20 protein-coding genes and 1 riboswitch are annotated in these 18,575 nt (G+C 50.8%); of the genes, 19 read left to right on the top strand and 1 reads right to left on the bottom strand.

Annotated elements, in window-relative coordinates; genetic code table 11:
• The first annotated feature begins 363 nt into the window (after window positions 1-363).
• The 7 genes from ychF to EJP77_RS06645 all read left to right on the top strand — a co-directional run bounded on the left by ychF (window position 364) and on the right by EJP77_RS06645 (window position 9,050).
• The gene (ychF, locus tag EJP77_RS06675) at window positions 364-1,464 is read left to right on the top strand and encodes a redox-regulated ATPase YchF (protein WP_127198444.1); all 1,101 of its coding nucleotides are present in this window, start codon (window positions 364-366) and stop codon (window positions 1,462-1,464) included.
• Between the two features lie 525 nt (window positions 1,465-1,989).
• Entirely contained in the window at window positions 1,990-3,057 is a 1,068-nt protein-coding gene (gene prfA / locus EJP77_RS06670) for a peptide chain release factor 1 (RefSeq protein WP_127198443.1), read from the top strand.
• A gap of 3 nt (window positions 3,058-3,060) precedes the next feature.
• Window positions 3,061-3,948: a peptide chain release factor N(5)-glutamine methyltransferase gene (prmC, locus tag EJP77_RS06665; RefSeq protein ID WP_127198442.1), complete on the top strand. Its 888-nt coding sequence runs from the start codon at window positions 3,061-3,063 to the stop codon at window positions 3,946-3,948.
• A 470-nt stretch (window positions 3,949-4,418) separates the two neighbouring features.
• Window positions 4,419-5,600, top strand: a complete 1,182-nt coding sequence (locus EJP77_RS06660) for an FtsW/RodA/SpoVE family cell cycle protein (protein WP_127198441.1) — start codon at window positions 4,419-4,421, stop codon at window positions 5,598-5,600.
• Between the two features lie 201 nt (window positions 5,601-5,801).
• Window positions 5,802-6,557 carry a stage II sporulation protein R gene (gene spoIIR / locus EJP77_RS06655; RefSeq protein ID WP_127198440.1) on the top strand — a complete coding sequence of 252 codons (756 nt, stop codon included), beginning with the start codon at window positions 5,802-5,804 and terminating at the stop codon, window positions 6,555-6,557.
• Between the two features lie 472 nt (window positions 6,558-7,029).
• Window positions 7,030-8,157, top strand: a complete 1,128-nt coding sequence (locus EJP77_RS06650; RefSeq protein ID WP_127198439.1) for an L-threonylcarbamoyladenylate synthase — start codon at window positions 7,030-7,032, stop codon at window positions 8,155-8,157.
• Window positions 8,158-8,189: 32 nt separating this feature from the next.
• Window positions 8,190-9,050 (top strand): DUF72 domain-containing protein, encoded by an 861-nt coding sequence (locus tag EJP77_RS06645; protein WP_185897207.1) that lies wholly within the window; start codon window positions 8,190-8,192, stop codon window positions 9,048-9,050.
• A gap of 42 nt (window positions 9,051-9,092) precedes the next feature.
• Here EJP77_RS06645 and EJP77_RS06640 read toward each other — a convergent pair whose 3' ends face one another.
• Window positions 9,093-9,545 carry a DUF2269 family protein gene (locus tag EJP77_RS06640; protein ID WP_127198437.1) on the bottom strand — a complete coding sequence of 151 codons (453 nt, stop codon included), beginning with the start codon at window positions 9,543-9,545 and terminating at the stop codon, window positions 9,093-9,095.
• A 216-nt stretch (window positions 9,546-9,761) separates the two neighbouring features.
• On the opposite strand from EJP77_RS06640, the gene EJP77_RS06635 reads away from it, so the two are divergent.
• From EJP77_RS06635 to EJP77_RS06580, 12 genes are all read left to right on the top strand, one after another.
• A complete protein-coding gene (locus EJP77_RS06635; RefSeq protein ID WP_127198436.1) occupies window positions 9,762-10,322 on the top strand; it encodes a manganese efflux pump MntP in 561 nt (186 codons plus the stop codon).
• A 59-nt stretch (window positions 10,323-10,381) separates the two neighbouring features.
• Entirely contained in the window at window positions 10,382-10,966 is a 585-nt protein-coding gene (locus tag EJP77_RS06630) for a low molecular weight protein arginine phosphatase (protein WP_127198435.1), read from the top strand.
• Between the two features lie 49 nt (window positions 10,967-11,015).
• Window positions 11,016-11,097, top strand: a riboswitch (ZMP/ZTP riboswitch).
• Between the two features lie 182 nt (window positions 11,098-11,279).
• Window positions 11,280-11,867 (top strand): TIGR01440 family protein, encoded by a 588-nt coding sequence (locus EJP77_RS06625; protein ID WP_127198434.1) that lies wholly within the window; start codon window positions 11,280-11,282, stop codon window positions 11,865-11,867.
• Between the two features lie 205 nt (window positions 11,868-12,072).
• Complete coding sequence (locus EJP77_RS06620; protein WP_127198433.1) at window positions 12,073-13,320, top strand: serine hydroxymethyltransferase; 1,248 nt, start codon at window positions 12,073-12,075, stop codon at window positions 13,318-13,320.
• A gap of 309 nt (window positions 13,321-13,629) precedes the next feature.
• The gene (gene upp, locus EJP77_RS06615) at window positions 13,630-14,259 is read left to right on the top strand and encodes a uracil phosphoribosyltransferase (RefSeq protein ID WP_127198432.1); all 630 of its coding nucleotides are present in this window, start codon (window positions 13,630-13,632) and stop codon (window positions 14,257-14,259) included.
• 51 nt (window positions 14,260-14,310) lie between these two features.
• Window positions 14,311-15,450 carry a non-hydrolyzing UDP-N-acetylglucosamine 2-epimerase gene (wecB, locus tag EJP77_RS06610; RefSeq protein ID WP_127198892.1) on the top strand — a complete coding sequence of 380 codons (1,140 nt, stop codon included), beginning with the start codon at window positions 14,311-14,313 and terminating at the stop codon, window positions 15,448-15,450.
• A gap of 181 nt (window positions 15,451-15,631) precedes the next feature.
• On the top strand, window positions 15,632-15,886 hold the full coding sequence (locus EJP77_RS06605; RefSeq protein WP_127198431.1) for an AtpZ/AtpI family protein: 255 nt from the start codon (window positions 15,632-15,634) through the stop codon (window positions 15,884-15,886).
• Entirely contained in the window at window positions 15,879-16,259 is a 381-nt protein-coding gene (locus tag EJP77_RS06600) for an ATP synthase subunit I (RefSeq protein WP_127198430.1), read from the top strand. The genes EJP77_RS06605 and EJP77_RS06600 overlap by 8 nt, the downstream gene beginning before the upstream one ends.
• A 30-nt stretch (window positions 16,260-16,289) precedes the next feature.
• Window positions 16,290-17,108, top strand: coding sequence for a F0F1 ATP synthase subunit A (gene atpB, locus EJP77_RS06595; RefSeq protein WP_127198429.1), 819 nt, complete (start codon window positions 16,290-16,292; stop codon window positions 17,106-17,108).
• A gap of 77 nt (window positions 17,109-17,185) precedes the next feature.
• On the top strand, window positions 17,186-17,410 hold the full coding sequence (gene atpE, locus EJP77_RS06590) for a F0F1 ATP synthase subunit C (protein ID WP_127198428.1): 225 nt from the start codon (window positions 17,186-17,188) through the stop codon (window positions 17,408-17,410).
• 120 nt (window positions 17,411-17,530) lie between these two features.
• A complete protein-coding gene (gene atpF / locus EJP77_RS06585; protein ID WP_127198427.1) occupies window positions 17,531-18,019 on the top strand; it encodes a F0F1 ATP synthase subunit B in 489 nt (162 codons plus the stop codon).
• Window positions 18,016-18,555, top strand: coding sequence for a F0F1 ATP synthase subunit delta (locus EJP77_RS06580; protein WP_127198426.1), 540 nt, complete (start codon window positions 18,016-18,018; stop codon window positions 18,553-18,555). Before atpF ends, EJP77_RS06580 begins: the two co-directional genes overlap by 4 nt.
• Window positions 18,556-18,575 lie beyond the last annotated feature (20 nt).

Raw genomic sequence — 18,575 nt, 5'->3', positions numbered from 1 at the left:
TTTAAGCAGGCCAATCCGCAGCGGATTGGTTTTTGCCATGTTGGAGCCGCTGTTCTGGCAAGATACAGAAGGAAGCAGCTAATGTGTGAAGCTGCCCGTTGAGAGCAGCAGCCATACCGAAGAAAGGGAGCCTCCCCCTGGTCTCCCGGAATTCTTCCCCTCCTAATCCTTCAAAATTCAGAAGGTAACAAGCATCTAGAAGCGTGGCGTGCGGTTAACCGAGGGCTCAGGCCGTTGATGGCTAAGAAGCAGGTTATGGCGATCTGAGGTTTTTTCACCTGCTATCCTTGAAATATTTCCGGGGTATATGTACTATGGTTGAAGAAGACTGAGCAATTACAATAATGAGGAGTTGTCATAGATATGGCTTTAAAAGCAGGAATCGTGGGTCTGCCGAATGTCGGCAAATCGACACTGTTCAATGCGATCACGCAGGCAGGTGCCGAATCCGCGAACTATCCGTTCTGCACCATCGATCCGAACGTAGGCGTAGTCGAAGTGCCTGACGAGCGGCTCGATAAGCTGACAGAGCTCGTGGTGCCGAACCGCACCGTGCCTACGGCGTTTGAATTCGTAGATATCGCCGGGCTTGTGCGCGGCGCCAGCAAAGGTGAGGGCCTTGGGAACAAGTTCCTTGCCCATATCCGTGAAGTGGATGCGATTGTGCATGTCGTGCGCTGCTTCGAGGATGAGAACATTACCCATGTTGATGGCAAAATCAACCCGATCAGCGACATCCAGACGATTAACCTGGAGCTGATTCTGGCTGATCTGGACAGCGTGGAGAAGAAGATCGAACGCTCCCGCAAAAACATGAAGGGCGGCAACAAGCAGTACGCCCAAGAGGTTGAAGTTCTGGAGCGCGTCAAAGAAGCGCTCTATAACGATATGCCAGCACGCAGCATCGAGCTGTCGGATGACGAGAAAGCGATCGTACGCGATCTGCATCTGCTGACCCTGAAGCCGGTCCTCTATGCGGCTAACGTAAGTGAAGATGGAGTTACTGAAGCGGACAGCAACCCGTTCGTACAGCAGGTAAGAGAGTTTGCCGCTGCCGAGAACGCGGAAGTGGTGCCGATCAGTGCGAAGGTAGAAGCGGAGATTGCCGAGCTTGAAGGCGAAGACAAAGCCATGTTCCTGGAGGAGCTTGGACTGGATGCTTCCGGTTTGGACCGTCTGATTCAAGCGGCCTACCGTCTGCTTGGACTCTACACTTACTTTACCGCCGGTGTTCAGGAGGTACGTGCTTGGACGATTCGCAAAGGAACCAAAGCTCCTGGAGCAGCGGGAGTTATTCACTCTGACTTCGAGCGCGGATTCATCCGGGCCGAGGTAGTCTCCTACAATGACCTGGTTGCCGCAGGCTCCATGAACGTAGCCAAAGAGCGCGGTCAGCTTCGCCTTGAAGGCAAAGAGTATGTCGTACAGGACGGCGATGTCATGCATTTCCGTTTCAACGTATAGGTCTTATTTCAATTGAGCGTATAGAGCGAACAGCCCCGCCCGTTACATGAATTTGCATCCTCTAGTAGACATTGGGAGACCCCTTGGGTAGACCGGTGAATTTGAGAGATGTGCTTCATCAGACGGACGGGGCTTTTGTATAGGCCACAGGCATGCTGCTAATATTGTGAAGCTGGAGGGAAGTCCTATTTTATAATTACAAAAGGTCAACCAAGATTACATAAGGTTACTCAAGACATGTGGGAACGTTTTAAATCATTTTAGATCACTTAAGAGAAGCGCATGCAAGGGATGAGTTACATAACATAGTAGGAGAAGTCTGTGTAGTTCTGCTTGGTTGAGTTAACTTTGAGGGCTTAACTCACATGATTAAAAACTCTCACCCCTGCACATGAATATAGGGTATATTTACCGTGGGTTGAGTATTAGCCATCTATTCAAATGGACAAAACCATGCTATAATAAAAAGTCGTTTACCTTAACATTTTAGTCATGAAATTATGTATGCGAAGAGAGGTGCTTTCCTTGTTAGATCGACTTTCATCCCTTGCTGATCGTTATGAGAAATTAAGCGAGCTGCTATGTGATCCGGATGTGGCTAGTGATCCGAAGAAACTTAGGGATTATTCCAAGGAACAATCAGACTTACAGCCTGCTTATGAGGCTTTTACCGAATATAAGAACGTCATGGAAGAACTGGATGCCGCGAAAGCGATGCAGGCCGAGAAGCTTGACGATGAGATGCGCGAAATGGTTAAGATGGAGATTGATGAACTCACCAAGCGCCAGCAGGAGCTTGAGGAGAAGATTCATATCCTTCTGCTTCCGAAGGACCCGAACGATGACAAGAACGTGATTGTGGAGATCCGCGGCGCGGCGGGCGGCGATGAAGCGGCTCTGTTCGCGGCTGACTTGTACCGCATGTACACCCGTTATGCCGATTCCCAAGGCTGGCGTGTGGATGTGATGGATGTGAACGCGAGTGATCTGGGTGGTTTTAAAGAAGTCATCTTCATGATCAACGGACGCGGAGCCTATAGCAAAATGAAATTCGAGAGCGGTGCCCACCGGGTACAGCGTATTCCTTCTACGGAATCGGGTGGACGTATTCATACCTCTACCTCCACCGTGGCGGTAATGCCTGAAGTTGAGGATTTCGATATTGAAATCCATGACAAGGATATTCGTGTGGATACGTTCTGTTCCAGCGGTGCTGGTGGACAGTCTGTTAACACCACCAAATCGGCAGTCCGGGTTACACACATCCCTACCGGGATTGTGGCTACCTGCCAGGATGGCAAATCACAGAACTCGAACAAAGAGAAGGCCCTGCAGGTACTTCGGGCCCGTATCTTTGATGTGAAGCGTCAAGAGGAAGAAGCGAAGTTCGCTGGTGAACGGAAGAGCAAGGTAGGTACGGGTGACCGCAGTGAAAGGATACGTACGTATAATTTCCCTCAAAGCCGTGTAACTGACCACCGCATCGGCCTTACTGTGCATAAGCTCGATCAAGTGATGAACGGGGAGATTGAGGAATTCGTCTCCGCACTGACCATTGCCGAGCAGGCTGAAATGATGGACAAAGGAGAATAATCCTTGAATATAGATGAGTTCAAGCTGTCTTCAGGAAGTACGTTGATAGAAGCCTTTAAGGAGGCTTCTTCTTTTTTAGCATCGGCTGGGGTGGATGAACCAGAGTCCAATGCCGAGCTGCTGCTGCGGCATGTGCTGAATGTGAGCCGGGCCGAGTATTTGATGGCCCTGCGTGACCCGTTCCCGGCGCAGCATGCGGCCGCCTGGGAAGAAGCCGTGCGCCGGAAGGCGGCGGGGGAGCCCGCGCAGTACATCACTGGGGAGCAGGAATTCTACGGCCTGACCTTCAAGGTCACCCCGGCCGTATTGATCCCGCGCCCCGAGACGGAGCTGCTCGTGGAAGCCATTGCCGCCGAAGGCGACAAGCTCTGGCCGGGCGGATCGCCGCGCACGGCCGATATCGGGACGGGCAGCAGCGCCATTGCGGCTGCCCTGAAGCATCTGCGTCCCGCGTGGCAGATGGCTGCCGGCGACCTGTCGCCGGATGCGCTTGCGCTTGCGCGGGAGAATGCGGCGCGGCTCGGGGCTGATATTACGTTCAAGCAGGGGAACCTGCTTGAACCGTTCGCCGGCGAGCCGCTTGATATCATCGTCTCCAACCCGCCTTACATTCCGGCGGAGGAGATCGAGACCCTTGAGCCCGAAGTCAGGGACTTCGAGCCCAGGCTGGCGCTCGATGGAGGCCCCGACGGGCTCACCCCCTACCGGATTATGATGGATCAGCTCCGTCTCCTGCCCGCCCCCCCGCGGCTGATCGGCTTTGAGCTGGGGATGGGTCAGGCCGCAGATGTGGCGGAGCTGTTGCGGTCGGCTGGTCACTGGGATGAGATCGTGACTATCCCGGACCTCGCCGGGATTGACCGGCATGTGCTGGGGATAGCTCGCAATTAAGAGGGCTTGAACCTGCGGGAAGAAAAGAAGCAGGGTATTCTATGGGAATGGTTCCAAGAGGGCGGTATTTTTTACTGAATGAAAGGGCTGCTTTTGGCGAGCTTCGAATCCTGGTTGGGAATAGTTCAGGCTTAGATCGCCAGGGGAATGTCTTGGATTCCACCGTTAAGCCCTAAGCAGCTGCAGCTTGTTCGTAACAGAAGTTGAATAGGCAAACTCTGCAGGTAATCCCAGTTAATTTGCGTTTCATAGACTGCCTACTCTATATTAGAATTAACGGAAGCGAGCCTGCGCTTGTTCAGAGACAGAACGATAGTGTACCATGGAATTTAAAGGCTTTTTACAAGGTTCTCTGCGTGGGTAGAGATTGGGACGAATAACCGATTGAGATAGGAAATATATAAATATAGATAGCTTCTGGAAGAACAGTGGTAATGCTGTACCCGGGGAACGCTGGAGGGAGCCGCTTCATGCTTAACAAGTGGAAGAGAGTGGATTGGTCGATTGTTTTTATTGTGTTCATTTTCGGGATATTAAGTATCGCTCTTATCCATAGCGGGGTTGCCGCATGGCCCAAGTTCAAGGGCAACGATACGAAAATGATCTTTTTCTATATTGCCGGCTTTATGGCCTTCTTTGGCATGATGCTGATTGATTTCAGGCTGCTGACGAAATACTTTCTGTATTTATTCGGAGCGGGCGCTATTCTTATGATTATTGTTATTTTCAAAGGGGAAGAGCTCAACGGGGCGCAGGGTTGGCTGAATTTGGGCTTCATTAACCTGCAGCCGGCTGAGCTGTTCAAGCTTGTGCTGATTATTACCCTCGCTGCTCTATTGATGCGTAAATACCGGATGCGTCTCTTGTTCTGGAGAGATGTGGTTCCGCTCGGTCTAGTCACCCTTATCCCTTTCGCCCTGGCGATGAAACAGAATGATATCGGGAATGGACTCAGCTATCTGGTCATTCTGCTCGGGATGCTGTGGATCGGAAAGCTGAAGTATTCTCATGCCCTGATCATCCTGGTCATTACGGCTGTAGCTGTTGTCGGGGGGATCAAAGCCTATGTGACGTTCCACGATCAGATTGCGACCACCCTGAAGCAGACCAATAAGGAGCACTGGCTGAACCGGATGGATCCTTGGCTGCTGCCGGATAAAGCGGACAAGAATGCGGCTTATCATACGAAGAATGCCAGTGTGGCCATTGCTGCCGGGGGCATGTTCGGCAACGGATATATGAAGGGACCTTATGTACAGTCCGGGCGGGTGCCTTATACGTACTCTGATTCCATCTTTGTGGTGGTGGCTGAAGAGTTTGGATTCTTTGGCTGCTCGGTCCTGCTGCTGCTCTACTTCATACTCATTCACAGGTTGATCTTGATCTCGCTCGAGTGCAAAGATAAGGTCGGACCGCTGCTGATCGTGGGTGTCGTGGCGATGTGGCTCTATCAAATCTTCGAGAACATCGGCATGTTCATGGGACTGATGCCGCTGACCGGGATTACGCTGCCATTTATCAGCTATGGGGGAACCTCGCTGCTGATCAATATGGCGAGTCTGGGTCTTGCGATGAGCGTGCGTATCCACGGGCATGAAGTGGATGATGATATTCCGCGGACGACTCGGGCCTCGCTTACCCGCTCGAGCTAACATTGGGATGAACCCGCGGGGAATAGTACAATATAGTAGTAGCCGTCTTGCCGTCCTTCAGCTTCTGCGGGGACCGAGCAGGGCGGCTTTTTTATATGCTAAGATACGAGAAATTAATAAATGATAGATTCATAGGTTTACGAATCTCTTAACCGGACATACTGATAGATATCAGCACCATACGGTTAGGGGGAAATCGAAATGACGTTGAATCGAAGCGGTGAAGATAGAGAAGCTGGGGGAACTAAAGAAACTAAGGATACTAAGGAATTCGAAAAATATAATAGGACAAGAAGCGGACTTGGCGTGCGTAGTGCGTTGCTGCTTATCCTCTGCATGGCTATCTTGCTTATGTCCTGGGAAGGGCAGAAGACCGACGCAGCCGTAGCCAAGACGGAGATTCCCAAAGATTCGATCCGGCTTCGTATTCTTGCCAATTCCGATCGTCCTGAGGATCAGATTGTGAAGCGCCATGTGCGGGACGCCGTTGTTGAGCAGATGAACGGGTGGGTGGAGAAGCTGGATCATCCGCAAAGCCTTGAGGAAGCGCGAAAGATTGTACGTACCAAGCTTCCCGAGATTGAAGAACAAGTCGGCCGGACGCTCCGGGCCAATGGCGAATCGTACAGCTACAAGGTGGAGCTTGGGGTCGTTCCTTTCCCAACCAAGCTGTATGGCGGGGAAGTCTATCCGGCGGGGAATTATGAGGCTGTTCGGGTAACGCTGGGGACCGGAGAAGGTCAAAATTGGTGGTGCGTGCTGTTCCCGCCGCTCTGCTTCATTGATGCTGGCACAGGGGATGCAGTCTCCAAGGCTGGAGATCAGGTGAAGACCGCATCTGCAGCAGAAAGTAAGGGAGCGGGAGCGAAAACAGAATCCAAGGCCCCGGAGGTTCGGTTCTTTCTGTGGGATCTGCTCAGCGGCTTTTTCAACTGGATTGGCAGTTTGTTTTCCTGAAATAGAGTGATTGAATGGCCTAATCGTTTGTTTCATACCGGAATTATGGTAAAATATTCGTTGGTATATAGACCGGACTGACTTATAAATGCTTAAAGCCGAGTGAGTAAGCTCAACTGTTATATAATATTCACGCACTTATACAATAAATGTCTACAGGCAAGAAGAGCTAAGCTAGATCATCCGCAGTAATCAGATCAAGTCGGCTGCAAATAAATTAATACGATGAATAAATTAAAGCTAGGATTATAATCTTAGGCGAGGATTACATCCACCGACCTGGCTCTGATATACATAGCAATAAAGGCCGGTATGGCTGGAATGGACAATTTTGAATTAGCTCAGATCAGCTATTTAGAGTGCTCTCACTCTGCCGCAGTCTGGTGCAACGCACTAGGTTTGGGAGAATGAGGCGCTTTTTCGTATGGGAAGAAGCTCGGCCAAAATATGATAAAGAAAGATTGGGATCTCAATGGAATCTAAGCACTGCGGCGATGAGGCCACTAAGTATTGGAACGTAAACGGCGGCGCGGATACGGAAGACTCAGAGTATACCGGCTCTCATGAAGATGAAGTGAATAAGGCCATTCGGGAAGCGGCTGATCTTCTGCGTGCTGGCAGGACGGTGGCCTTCCCGACAGAGACGGTTTATGGCCTCGGGGCTGATGCACGCAGCAATGAAGCGGTTGAGCGGATTTTCTCTGCCAAGGGCAGACCTTCGGACAACCCTCTTATTGTCCATATTGCGGACCTGTCCCAGCTGGATGAGATTGTTCTGGACGTGAACGATACAGCGCGCCGGCTTATGGAAGCTTACTGGCCCGGCCCGCTCACTTTGGTGCTGCCGGTCCGCCCCGGCGCAGTCTCCCCGCGCGTGACCGCGGGATTGTCCACTGTGGCCGTGCGCATGCCGGCCCACCCTATCGCCCTGCGGCTCATCGCCGCCGCAGGCTGCCCGGTTGCAGCGCCCAGCGCCAACCGGTCCGGGCGCCCGAGCCCCACGCTAGCGAGCCACGTGGGCGAGGACCTTGCCGGCCTGATCGGCGGCATCGTGGACGGCGGGCCCACCGGTGTGGGCCTCGAGTCCACCGTGGCCGAGGCCGGCCCGGACGGCACCGTGACCGTGCTTCGCCCCGGCTCGGTCACGTCTGAGGCGCTTGCCCGCGTGGCGGCAAGCGTGCACACCGATCCCGCCCTGCATAGCGGGCGGGAGGAGAACAGCCCGGCGCCGCGCTCGCCGGGCATGAAGTACACGCACTATGCGCCGCGCGGCAGCCTGCGCATTGTGCGTGGGCAGGACCCGGAAGCCGTGGCGGCCCGGGTCCAGGCCGAGCTCGCCGCGGCGGAGGCGCGCGGCGAAGTGACGGGGGTGCTCGCATATGACGAGCACCTGCACCGGTACCGGGCGAGCATCGTGATCTCGCTCGGCCCGATCGGTGCGCTGGAGACCGCGGCGCACCGGCTCTATGCGGGGCTGCGCCGCTTCGATGAAGAAGGCGCGACCTTCATGGTTGCGGAGGCCTGCCCCGAAGAGGGGGTTGGCGTCGCGGTGATGAACCGCCTGCTTAAAGCCGCTGGGGATGAGGTAATAGACGTATAACAATCCTTTTACCAAGAGAGGCGGGGATGGCAATGATCCAGGTAGGAGTTACCGGATGGGGAGATCATGATGATCTATATCCTGCACGTACGCCTGCAAAGGAGAAACTGCGAATCTATGGGCAGCACTTTCCTGTGGTAGAAGTGGACAGTTCTTTCTATGCCATACAATCGCAGGCCAATTTTCAGCGGTGGGTGGATCTGACTCCAGAGGATTTCACATTCTTTGTTAAGGCTTATCAAGGGATGACTGGCCACTCGCGGGGGAAGAACCAGAAGTTTGCAGGCCCTGGGGAAATGTTTGAAGCCTTTATTCGTTCTATTGATCCCGTGGTCGAAGCAGGCAAGCTCAATGCTATACTTTTTCAGTTCCCGCCCTGGTTCGATTGCACGCTGGACAGCATCCGCAGGCTCCGGGCCATCCGCAAGTGGATGGGCGAGCTTCCGCTTGCCATAGAGTTCAGGAATCCGAGTTGGTTCAAGAACGATACCCGGGAGAAAACTATCCAGTTTATGCGGGAAGAAGGGTGGTTCCACGTCATTTGCGATGAGCCCCAGATAGGTCACGGTTCGGTTCCCACAGTGCTTGAGCCCGGGGCTCCAGGCAAAACTTTTATCCGGCTCCATGGGAGAAATGCGGCGGGGTGGAAGATGAGCAGTGCTCCGAACTGGCGGGAAATCCGGACACTGTACCGCTACTCTAACGAGGAGCTCCTTGAATGGCGTGATCACCTGGATGAACTACAGAAGAAAGACGCAGGAGATATCTATATGATATTTAATAATAACTCCGGCGGCGATGCGGCAGATAACGCCAAGGAAATGATGTCTCTGCTCGGCATGAAGCCGGCAAATAACGCTCCGCGTCAGATGGATTTGTTCGGAGAAGCTTAATTAACGTACGGGGTCCAGCATTCGATGCTGGGCCTTTCTTGTTTAAGGACGAATTACCATAAGAATAATAATCAGCACGGTAAGGGTATGTACGATTCGGCTTAGCGTGTTGATTTTGCGGGCCATAGGGAGGTAGCCTTCGGGAATACCTTCTCCTTTGTGCTTCTTTATGAGCTTACCGGCTCTTTTCATAGCGGGTTCAAGGAACCCGATGATAAGAATCTCGATGAGGATAAACAATACGAGACTGACATTAAGCCACATTTTGGTGAAGCCCGTGTGATCCAGGACCATAAGAAGAATGCCGGTGACTACCAAGATAATTCCGCCGAATTTGGGGAACTTGTTGATCTTGTCATTTAGATGAAAGACGAACCTTAGCTGACTGCTTGTCTTGGCCGAATGGGTGATGATAGGCAGTACAAAAGCGGGTCCGATCCCGATAATCGCCGCCAGGACATGAATGAGCACCAGATACTTTTCAATAGATTCCATTTCGCTAACCCCCTGCAATTCTTGGATATACCCATGCTTACTATGAAGACCTTGGCTTCATGCCTGTTCGTGGACAATCTTTTTTCGCGGGCCAACTCTCTTGTCCCCGGTAATGGATAAGCTGTCATGAACCCTGCCTTGTCCGCATAATTTGGTATAAAGACGGGATTCGGCGCAAGGGATACGCCGAGAATTGCGGACATGGGGGAATGATCAATGCATGAAGCAGTCGAACGGCTTGGTGAACTGGCGACGATCGTAATGATGGCGGCAGCCTTAGGGATGGACGCTTTTTCATTGGGTATAGGTATCGGCATGAAGGGAGTGCGTCTGCGGGAAGTCCTGCGGATCAGCTTGGTCATTGCCCTGTTCCATATCCTCATGCCGTTGCTGGGCATTTTTACGGGGGAGTACTTGGGAATGCTGCTCGGACAGGTGGCCGGATATGTCTCGGGGGGACTGCTCGTGCTGCTTGGAGCGCATATGATTATAAGCTCTTGGCGGGGAAGTGGCATGCAGGCCGTGAATCCGCGTACTCTCCTTGGGGTGCTGCTGTTCGCCATGAGCGTGAGTGTCGATTCGTTCTCGGTTGGCGTATCGCTGGGGATGTTTCATAGTAATCTGGTGCTTACCGTGCTGGCCTTTGGCTTCTTTGGCGGCTTGATGTCTGTCCTGGGTCTGATGCTGGGGCGCAAGGTGAGCCATAGTCTCGGTGATTATGGAGAGGCGGCAGGTGGAGTTGTTCTTCTTGCATTTGGACTGATGTTTATCTTTTGATACAATAGTAGAAAATAGATACTTGGAGCTAGAGAGCTACCGGAGGTGAAGACACAGGTATGCGGATATTATTTGTGTGTACAGGAAATACCTGCCGCAGCCCGATGGCTGAAGGCATGCTGCGTAAGTTGGCTAAGGAACGCGGTGTAGACGTTGAGGTCCGTTCTGCCGGAGTTTCGGCAGCGGAGGGGGTACAGATCTCCTACCATGCGGAGACGGTGCTGAGAGAGAACCAGATTCACGATGAGATTACTTCCACGCCGCTGCGGGCAGAGCTTACGGAATGGGCAGATCTGATTCTTACATTAACTCAAGGACATAAGAGGCAGGTTATTCAGTATTTTCCGGGAACAGCGGGGAAGACTTATACGCTTAAGGAATATGTGGAAGATGATGAGCAGGTGCTGGCGGATATCCGGGAACTGGACGGTCTGTTTGCTGCAAGGGAACTGCAAATGTCTCTGGGACAGCAGATGAGCGCTGCCGATGGACAACGGATGATTGAACTCCGGCAGAGAATACCGGTCTACGACATATCCGATCCATTTGGCGGCTCCAAAGAGGATTATGATCGTACAGCAGCTGAAATCCGAACTGCGCTGGACAAGCTGATGGATTTGCTGAAGGAGCGCAATTCTCGTTAATTTGGCTTGCAATGCAGCTGTGATTGCTATATGATGAAGTTGAAAATTGCAGATCCGATGTGACTGGCGACGAGAGTGGGCTAACCACGATGGAGCATCGGAGTATACGGCCGGTCGCCTGGGCAAAAGAGCACACGCATTCTTTAGATGCGTACTGCTCTTTTTTTCGTTCTCTCTTTCGATTTCTTGTCGATTTTTAGGTATAATAAGGGCGTTATGTGCGGGAAGAGTTGTGTCCTGCTGAATCGGTTCATGATCCATATCGTTCTGGCACACGCTGTATACCTGTGATTGAAATGGGAGGAATGTGTGAATGAATAAAGGCAATGAAGAGCTGTCTATCCGTGAACAGGCTGCTATCGTATTGTCTGATCTCGCGGAGGCGGCAGGGCTTGGACCTGGTAAGATTGTAGTAGCCGGGATCAGTACAAGTGAAGTAGCAGGCAAGCGAATCGGCACGCATGGGGCCGAGGACATTGCAGCCGAACTGTATGAAGGACTGGAGCAGGCTCGGGCCAAATTTGGCTTTGAACTTGTGTTCCAGTGCTGTGAGCACCTTAACCGGGCGCTTGTCCTCGAACGCGGCCTGCTCGAACGTCTGCATCTAACCGAAGTTAGTGCGGTTCCGGTTCCCAAAGCAGGCGGCTCGATGGCTGCCGGTGCCTATCGTCGGTTAAAGGACCCGTGCCTTGCAGAGACGATTGAAGCGCATGCCGGAATCGACATCGGCGAGACGATGATCGGCATGCATCTGCGCCGGGTCGCTGTTCCTTTCCGTCCCTCCATTCGGTACGTGGGGGAAGCCCGGGTGAATGCAGCCTGGAGCCGTCCGAAGCTGATTGGCGGAGAAAGAGCGGTCTATGTTCTGCCACACGTGCAGGACTCCAATCTTTGTGATTAATCAACCATATAAGTTGAACTTAAGAATTACCATAGGCAAGAGTGTGAAAGGATTCTGGAGAAGCGAAGCGTTCCCCTGCAAGCTTTCTCAAAGAAAGCTGCATCGGAGGCTGATGCTTTGTGACCGGAAGAACATTTCACACGGCTGCTTTCAAGTAAATCATTTGTGCAACTTATATATTTTAAATTATGGGAGGATGAAGAACATGGAAAATTTGAGAAAGCAAGACCCAGCTGTACTTGAGGCAATGAATTTGGAGCTAAAGCGTCAACGTAACAACATTGAACTGATTGCTTCCGAGAACATTGTAAGTGAAGCGGTTATGGAAGCCCTGGGTTCCGTTCTGACGAACAAATACGCTGAAGGTTACCCTGGCAAGCGCTTCTACGGCGGATGTGAGCATGTAGATATCGTAGAAGATATCGCCCGTGACCGTGCGAAGGAGCTGTTCGGTGCTGAGCATGCGAATGTGCAGCCTCACTCCGGCGCTCAGGCTAACATGGCCGTCTACCTGGCTGCGCTTAAGCCTGGCGATACAGTACTCGGTATGAATCTGGCTCACGGCGGTCACCTTACTCACGGTAGTCCGGTTAACGCCTCAGGATTGTTGTACAACTTTGTAGCATATGGTGTTCAAGAAGATTCATTCACGATCGATTACAACGAACTGCGCAAAGCTGCATTCAAACACCGTCCGCGTATGATCGTAGCGGGTGCAAGCGCATATCCGCGTATCATTGACTTTGAAGCCATCGCTTCGATTGCCAATGATGTAGGCGCGTTGTTCTTTGTGGACATGGCACATATTGCAGGTCTAGTTGCTGCGGGTCTTCATCCAAGCCCGGTACCTCACGCTCATTTTGTAACGACTACTACGCACAAGACGCTTCGTGGACCACGTGGCGGTATGATTCTGTGTAAGAAAGCATGGGCTCAGGCTATCGACAAAGCGGTGTTCCCTGGTATTCAGGGCGGTCCTCTGATGCACGTTATTGCTTCCAAAGCTGTAGCTTTGGGTGAAGCGCTGCAGCCTTCGTTCAAGACTTATGCCGAAAATGTTGTAAAGAATGCGAAACGTTTGGCCGAAACTCTGGTTGAAGAGGGTCTGAACCTTGTATCCGGCGGAACAGATAATCACTTGATGCTGATCGATACCCGCGGCCTGAACATTACCGGACGGGATGCAGAGCATGTCCTCGACTCGATCGGGATTACTGTGAATAAGAACGCCATTCCATTCGATCCTACAAGTCCATTTGTTACCAGTGGTATTCGTGTAGGTACTCCGGCTGCGACTTCCCGCGGTATGGATGAAGAGGCTATGGTTGAAATCGGACGCATTATTGCATTGACCTTGAAAGCTCCTGAAGACTCAGCCGTGCTTGAACAAGCCCGTGCAAGAGTAGTTGCATTGACAGACCGGTATCCGCTGTATCCGGAAATGAAATATTAATCATTATTGAATCCTTGGTGGCTCCGCACTGGACAGTGCTGGAGCCACTTGCTGTATATGCGGGTAACCAGTTGAGCTGGTGTGTGCACGTATTTGATAGAGGCAGCCGGGCAATAATTGAATTGATTTTGTCCGATCTGGTAATTGTGGCTGATAATGGTGCATTTAAAGGTGAAAATGGCCCAAGGGAGTGATATAATAAACAGGATTTGGCCGCTATTATACTAGCTCGACTGTATAGAAGCTGATACATACAGGGGACAGGCCTCTTAAGAGAACACAGCAGCAACATAACCGGAGGGACTAACCATGGGAAAATTGGTGATATGTGATCACCCATTGATTCAACACAAATTAACATTTATCCGCGATATGCGCACGAACACGAAGGATTTCCGTGAACTGGTGGATGAGGTCGCTACTTTGATGGCTTACGAAATTACAAGAGATGTACCACTGGAATCGATAATTGTACAAACTCCGGTTGCAGAGACCGAGTCAAAGGTAATATCCGGCCGTATGCTGGGTCTTATTCCGATTCTGCGTGCAGGTCTGGGTATGTTGGATGGTGTTCTTAAGCTGCTTCCAGCCGCCAAGGTTGGTCATGTAGGCTTGTTCCGTGACCCTGAGACTCTTCAGCCGGTAGAATATTACGTTAAGCTTCCTACAGATGTTCAAGAACGTGAGCTGATTGTTATAGATCCTATGCTGGCTACCGGGGGTTCAGCGATTGCCGCTATTGAGTCCTTGAAGAAGCGCGGATGCACGCAGATTAAGATGATGAATCTGATTGCTGCGCCCGAAGGGGTTAAGGCGGTTCAGGAAGCTCACCCGGATGTAGACATCTACGTGGCGGCGATGGATGAACGCCTCGATGATCACGGATACATCATTCCGGGTCTCGGTGATGCCGGCGATCGTCTGTACGGAACGAAGTAGTTTTCAGGGAAATAGAGAGGGGTTACAGTTTTGAACAACAAGATTAAAGTGATGACGATTTTTGGTGTAAGACCGGAAGCGATTAAGATGGCTCCGCTCATTCTTGAGCTCCAGAAGCATCCGGACAAGATCGAATCGATTGTCTGTGTAACAGCCCAGCATCGCGAAATGCTCGATCAGGTGCTTGAGGTATTCCAGATTAATCCGGACTATGACCTGAACGTAATGAAGGAGCGCCAGACTCTGAACGAAGTCACGATTCGGGTACTGCAGGGTCTTGAGGAAGTGCTGAGTAAGGCAAAGCCGGATATCGTACTCGTTCATGGGGATACACTGACAACCTTCCTGGCCAGCTATGCAGCGTTCCTGCAGCAGATTCAGGTGGGACATGTTGAAGCCGGACTTCGGACTTGGAACAAGCTCTCTCCATATCCGGAAGAGATGAACCGTCAGCTGACTGGCGTAATTGCAGATCTTCATTTTGCGCCAACAGATTGGTCCGCCGGGAACCTTCGCAAAGAGAATAAGAATGATTCAACCATTTATGTCACAGGCAATACCGTTACAGATGTGTTTCAATATACCGTGAAGTCGGATTACAGGCACCCGGTACTGGACTGGGCTGAGGGCAAGAGACTGATTCTGATGACGGCACACCGCAGAGAGTCCCAGGGAGAACCGCACCGGAATATTTTTAACGCTGTTCGGAGAATTGCAGACGAATTCGAGGATATCGCCATTGTCTATCCAGTTCACCCTAGCCCTGCGGTACGGGAACCGGCTTACGAGATTCTCGGCAACCATCCCCGTATCAAGCTGATTGATCCGCTGGATGTTGTGGATCTGCACAACTTCTATCCGCGTACGCATCTGATTCTGACAGATTCCGGTGGTTTGCAGGAAGAAGCTCCTTCCTTTGGCGTACCGGTGCTGGTTCTGCGTGATACAACCGAGCGCCCAGAGGGGATTGAAGCCGGAACGCTTGAATTGGTGGGGACAGATGAAGAAAAGGTGTATGAGCGGACAAGAACCCTGCTGTCTGATCAAGCTGTGTATGAGTCGATGAGCCGCGCTGCCAACCCATATGGAGATGGGAAGGCTTCCGAGAGAATCGTCAAGGCAATTTGTCACCATTTCGGACTGGACGAGTCTCGTCCGGAGAAGTTTCACACAACGTTCACAAATGTATAAGTTATAGTTTGTAAAAGTGAACAGTACAGTATACAGTTGAACTGTACGGATTACGTGGGTTTGGCGAGAAAATGCTGTGACATTTTTCATATTTTCAGGCCTGTTTTCGTAATAACCCGCCAATTGACAAAGTCTCGTGACATTAAGTAAAATTAACTGGGATTATAAGGTTGGGATGATAATGAACAGGCCTGAAAAGCCAAAAAAACCCGGTAATAACAAGGGAAATCCTTTGAAAGCTATGGGGCTCGTCACTACGGTAGGAAGCAGTCTTGCTGCCTGTACATTTGGCGGATTTTATGTCGGATCTTGGCTTGATAAGATGTGGAATTTATCGGGAATTGGGACCGCTTTCGGAGTGCTGCTTGGACTCTTTGTCGGGGCTGTGAGTATCATTGCCATCATTAAAGCAGTCATGGGGGAAAGTGATGAATGAACTGACCAAATACCGCAGGGTATTAACCATGCTGACACTTTACTTTCTTGCCCTCTGCCTATTGGTCGCCGCATTCCTGCCGTCTTATCGGAGTGTTGCTCTAGGGTTGGTTCTGGGGTCGAGCGTTAGCTTCATTAACATCCTATATTTGGGCTACAAGGTGAAGAAAGTAACGGAGGCGGTAGCTTCCAACAAGGCGGGGAATCGCAGTGGTATGGGATTTGGAGTTCGTGCCGCCCTAAGCATTCTGGCCGTTATGCTTGCACTCAAAGCACCCGGTTACTTTAATGTAATCGCAGTGGCTGGAAGTTTAGTTTTGGCGCAGTTTCTTATTCTTTTTATCGGCTTTCGATTTTCTCGGAAAGAAAACTGAACGTTTTATCGGAGAAAGGGGTGAGAAAACATGCATGAAGCTCCAATTATTAAATTGGGCGGACTAAATATCGATTTGTCTATCGTCTTTATGTTAATTGTAAGCTGCGTGATTGTATTTATTATCGCACGCTTGGCCACTCGCAACCTGTCGGTTGAGAATCCTGGCAAAATGCAAAACTTTTTGGAATGGCTGGTTGAGTTCGTAAGAGGACTTTCGAACAGCACCATGGACTGGAAGAAGGGCAAACCATTCATCTCCTTGGCTATGACACTGATTATGTTTATTTTTGTAAGTAACATGCTGGGTCTGCCTTTCGGGGTTGTTACGGATGTTCACGATGCGGAGAAGGCACAGATTTTTGGCCAACCTCTAGTGTCGGTGACGGAGAAGATGGAAGCTATTCACAAGCAGCATCCTAATGAAGAGCCTGAAGTGGAAGTGGCTTGGTGGAAATCACCGACTGCGGATGCAAGCGCGAGTATGGCTTTGGCTATTATGGTGTTCCTTCTGTCTCATGGACTGGGAATGTTCAAGAATACGAGAGCTTATTTCAAACATTACGTTCATCCGTATCCGTATTTCCTTCCAATCAACTTGATCGAGACATTCTCCAAACCGTTGACGCATGGTATGCGACTATTCGGTAACATCTTCGCCGGGGAAGTTCTGATCACCGTTATCCTGAGATTGACCTCACTAGGTCCTGTAGGCGGCGTCTTCTCGGTAATCGGCTTGATTGTTTGGCAGGCGTTCAGTATCTTTATCGGTACAATTCAGGCGTTTGTATTTACAATGTTGACCCTTCTGTACATCTCACAGACCTATGCTGCTGAAGATGATCACTAAATGTAACTTGTTAAGAGCAGGATTTGATTGTTCTTAGCCGAAATATAAATTTAACAATTACTGAGGAGGACTTAGAAATGGGAGTTATGGCATATATTGCAGCCGCAATCGCGGTAGGTTTGGGCGCACTGGGCGCTGGTATTGGTAACGGTTTGATCGTAAGTAAGACAGTTGAGGGTATCGCTCGTCAACCAGAAGCGAAATCATCCCTGCAAACATTGATGTACATCGGGGTTGCCCTTGTAGAAGCACTTCCAATCATCGGGGTAGTACTAGCGTTCATTTTCTACGGAGCAGCTTAATAATTAAATGCTTAAAGGTTTGGCGGGGAAGGCCACAGTCATCCGCGCCCTTCTTTTTAGACCGGAGCATTTCGAACTATTGAAAGAGGAACCTTACGGCACCGGAAAGGAGTGACAAGTTTGAGTTTACATTGGGAGTCCTTTGTATTTACATTAATCGCGTTTTTGATCTTGTATATCTTGCTCAACAAATATGCTTTCGGCCCGCTCTTCTCCGTTATGGAGAAGCGTCGCGAGCTCGTTCAACAGCAGTTGAGTGAAGCAGCTAACACTCGTGAGCAGGCTACCGTCTACGTCGAGGAGCAGAAGCAAGCCCTCCAGGAAGCGCGTCAGCAGGCCTACGAAATTATTGAACAATCGAAGCAGACTAGTGGAAAGCAAGCCGCTCAGATCGTAGAACTGGCAAGATCGGAAGCTGCACGTCTGAAAGACGAAGCTGTTCGTGATATCCAGAACGAGAAGAACAAAGCGGTGGAGCAGCTGCGCGGAGAAGTTGGTGTGGCATCCGTGAAGATTGCTTCCAAATTGATTGGCAAGGAAGTTAAGGAAGATAGTGTTCAAGGAGAACTGGTAGATCAGTACCTTAAAGAAGTCGGTGGCAGATCATGAGCCGCGAAACGGTTGTAGCCAAACGTTATGCAAAGGCTTTATATGAAGCTGCCGCACAGGATGGCCGCACACTTGAAGTGGAACAGGAATTAACGGCCGCTGTACAAGCGCTGACTGCAGATAAGGAGATTGTAAATTTCATTGAATCTCCTAACATCTCTGAGGATGCAAAATGGCAGGTGCTTGAGAGCAGCCTGCAGGGGAAGCTTTCACAGTCTGTGATTTCTTTCCTGAAGCTGCTTATTGAGCGTGGAAGAGCAGATATTCTGCCCGAGGCGCTCGCTAGCTATACCAAGATCTCCAGCGATGCGCTTGGCCTAGCCAATGCCACAGTCTACACAACCTATTCTCTGAATGAACAGGAGCAGCTTAAAGTTGCTCAGGAATTCGGAGAAATCGTTCACAAGAAAATTCGCGTTCAAAACGTGGTTGATAAAAGTTTGCTCGGCGGTATGAAGGTGGTTATCGGTGACACGCTGTATGACGGCAGTCTTGCTGGTAAATTAGAACGCCTTGAAAAGTCTTTTCGAAGATAAGCACTGAAGATAGGGGTGAA

This window comes from Paenibacillus zeisoli, assembly GCF_003994465.1.
Lineage (GTDB): Bacteria > Bacillota > Bacilli > Paenibacillales > Paenibacillaceae > Fontibacillus > Fontibacillus zeisoli.
The sequence above is the reverse complement of the archived record's forward strand: the minus strand, read 5'-3'. Positions and strand labels throughout refer to the sequence as shown.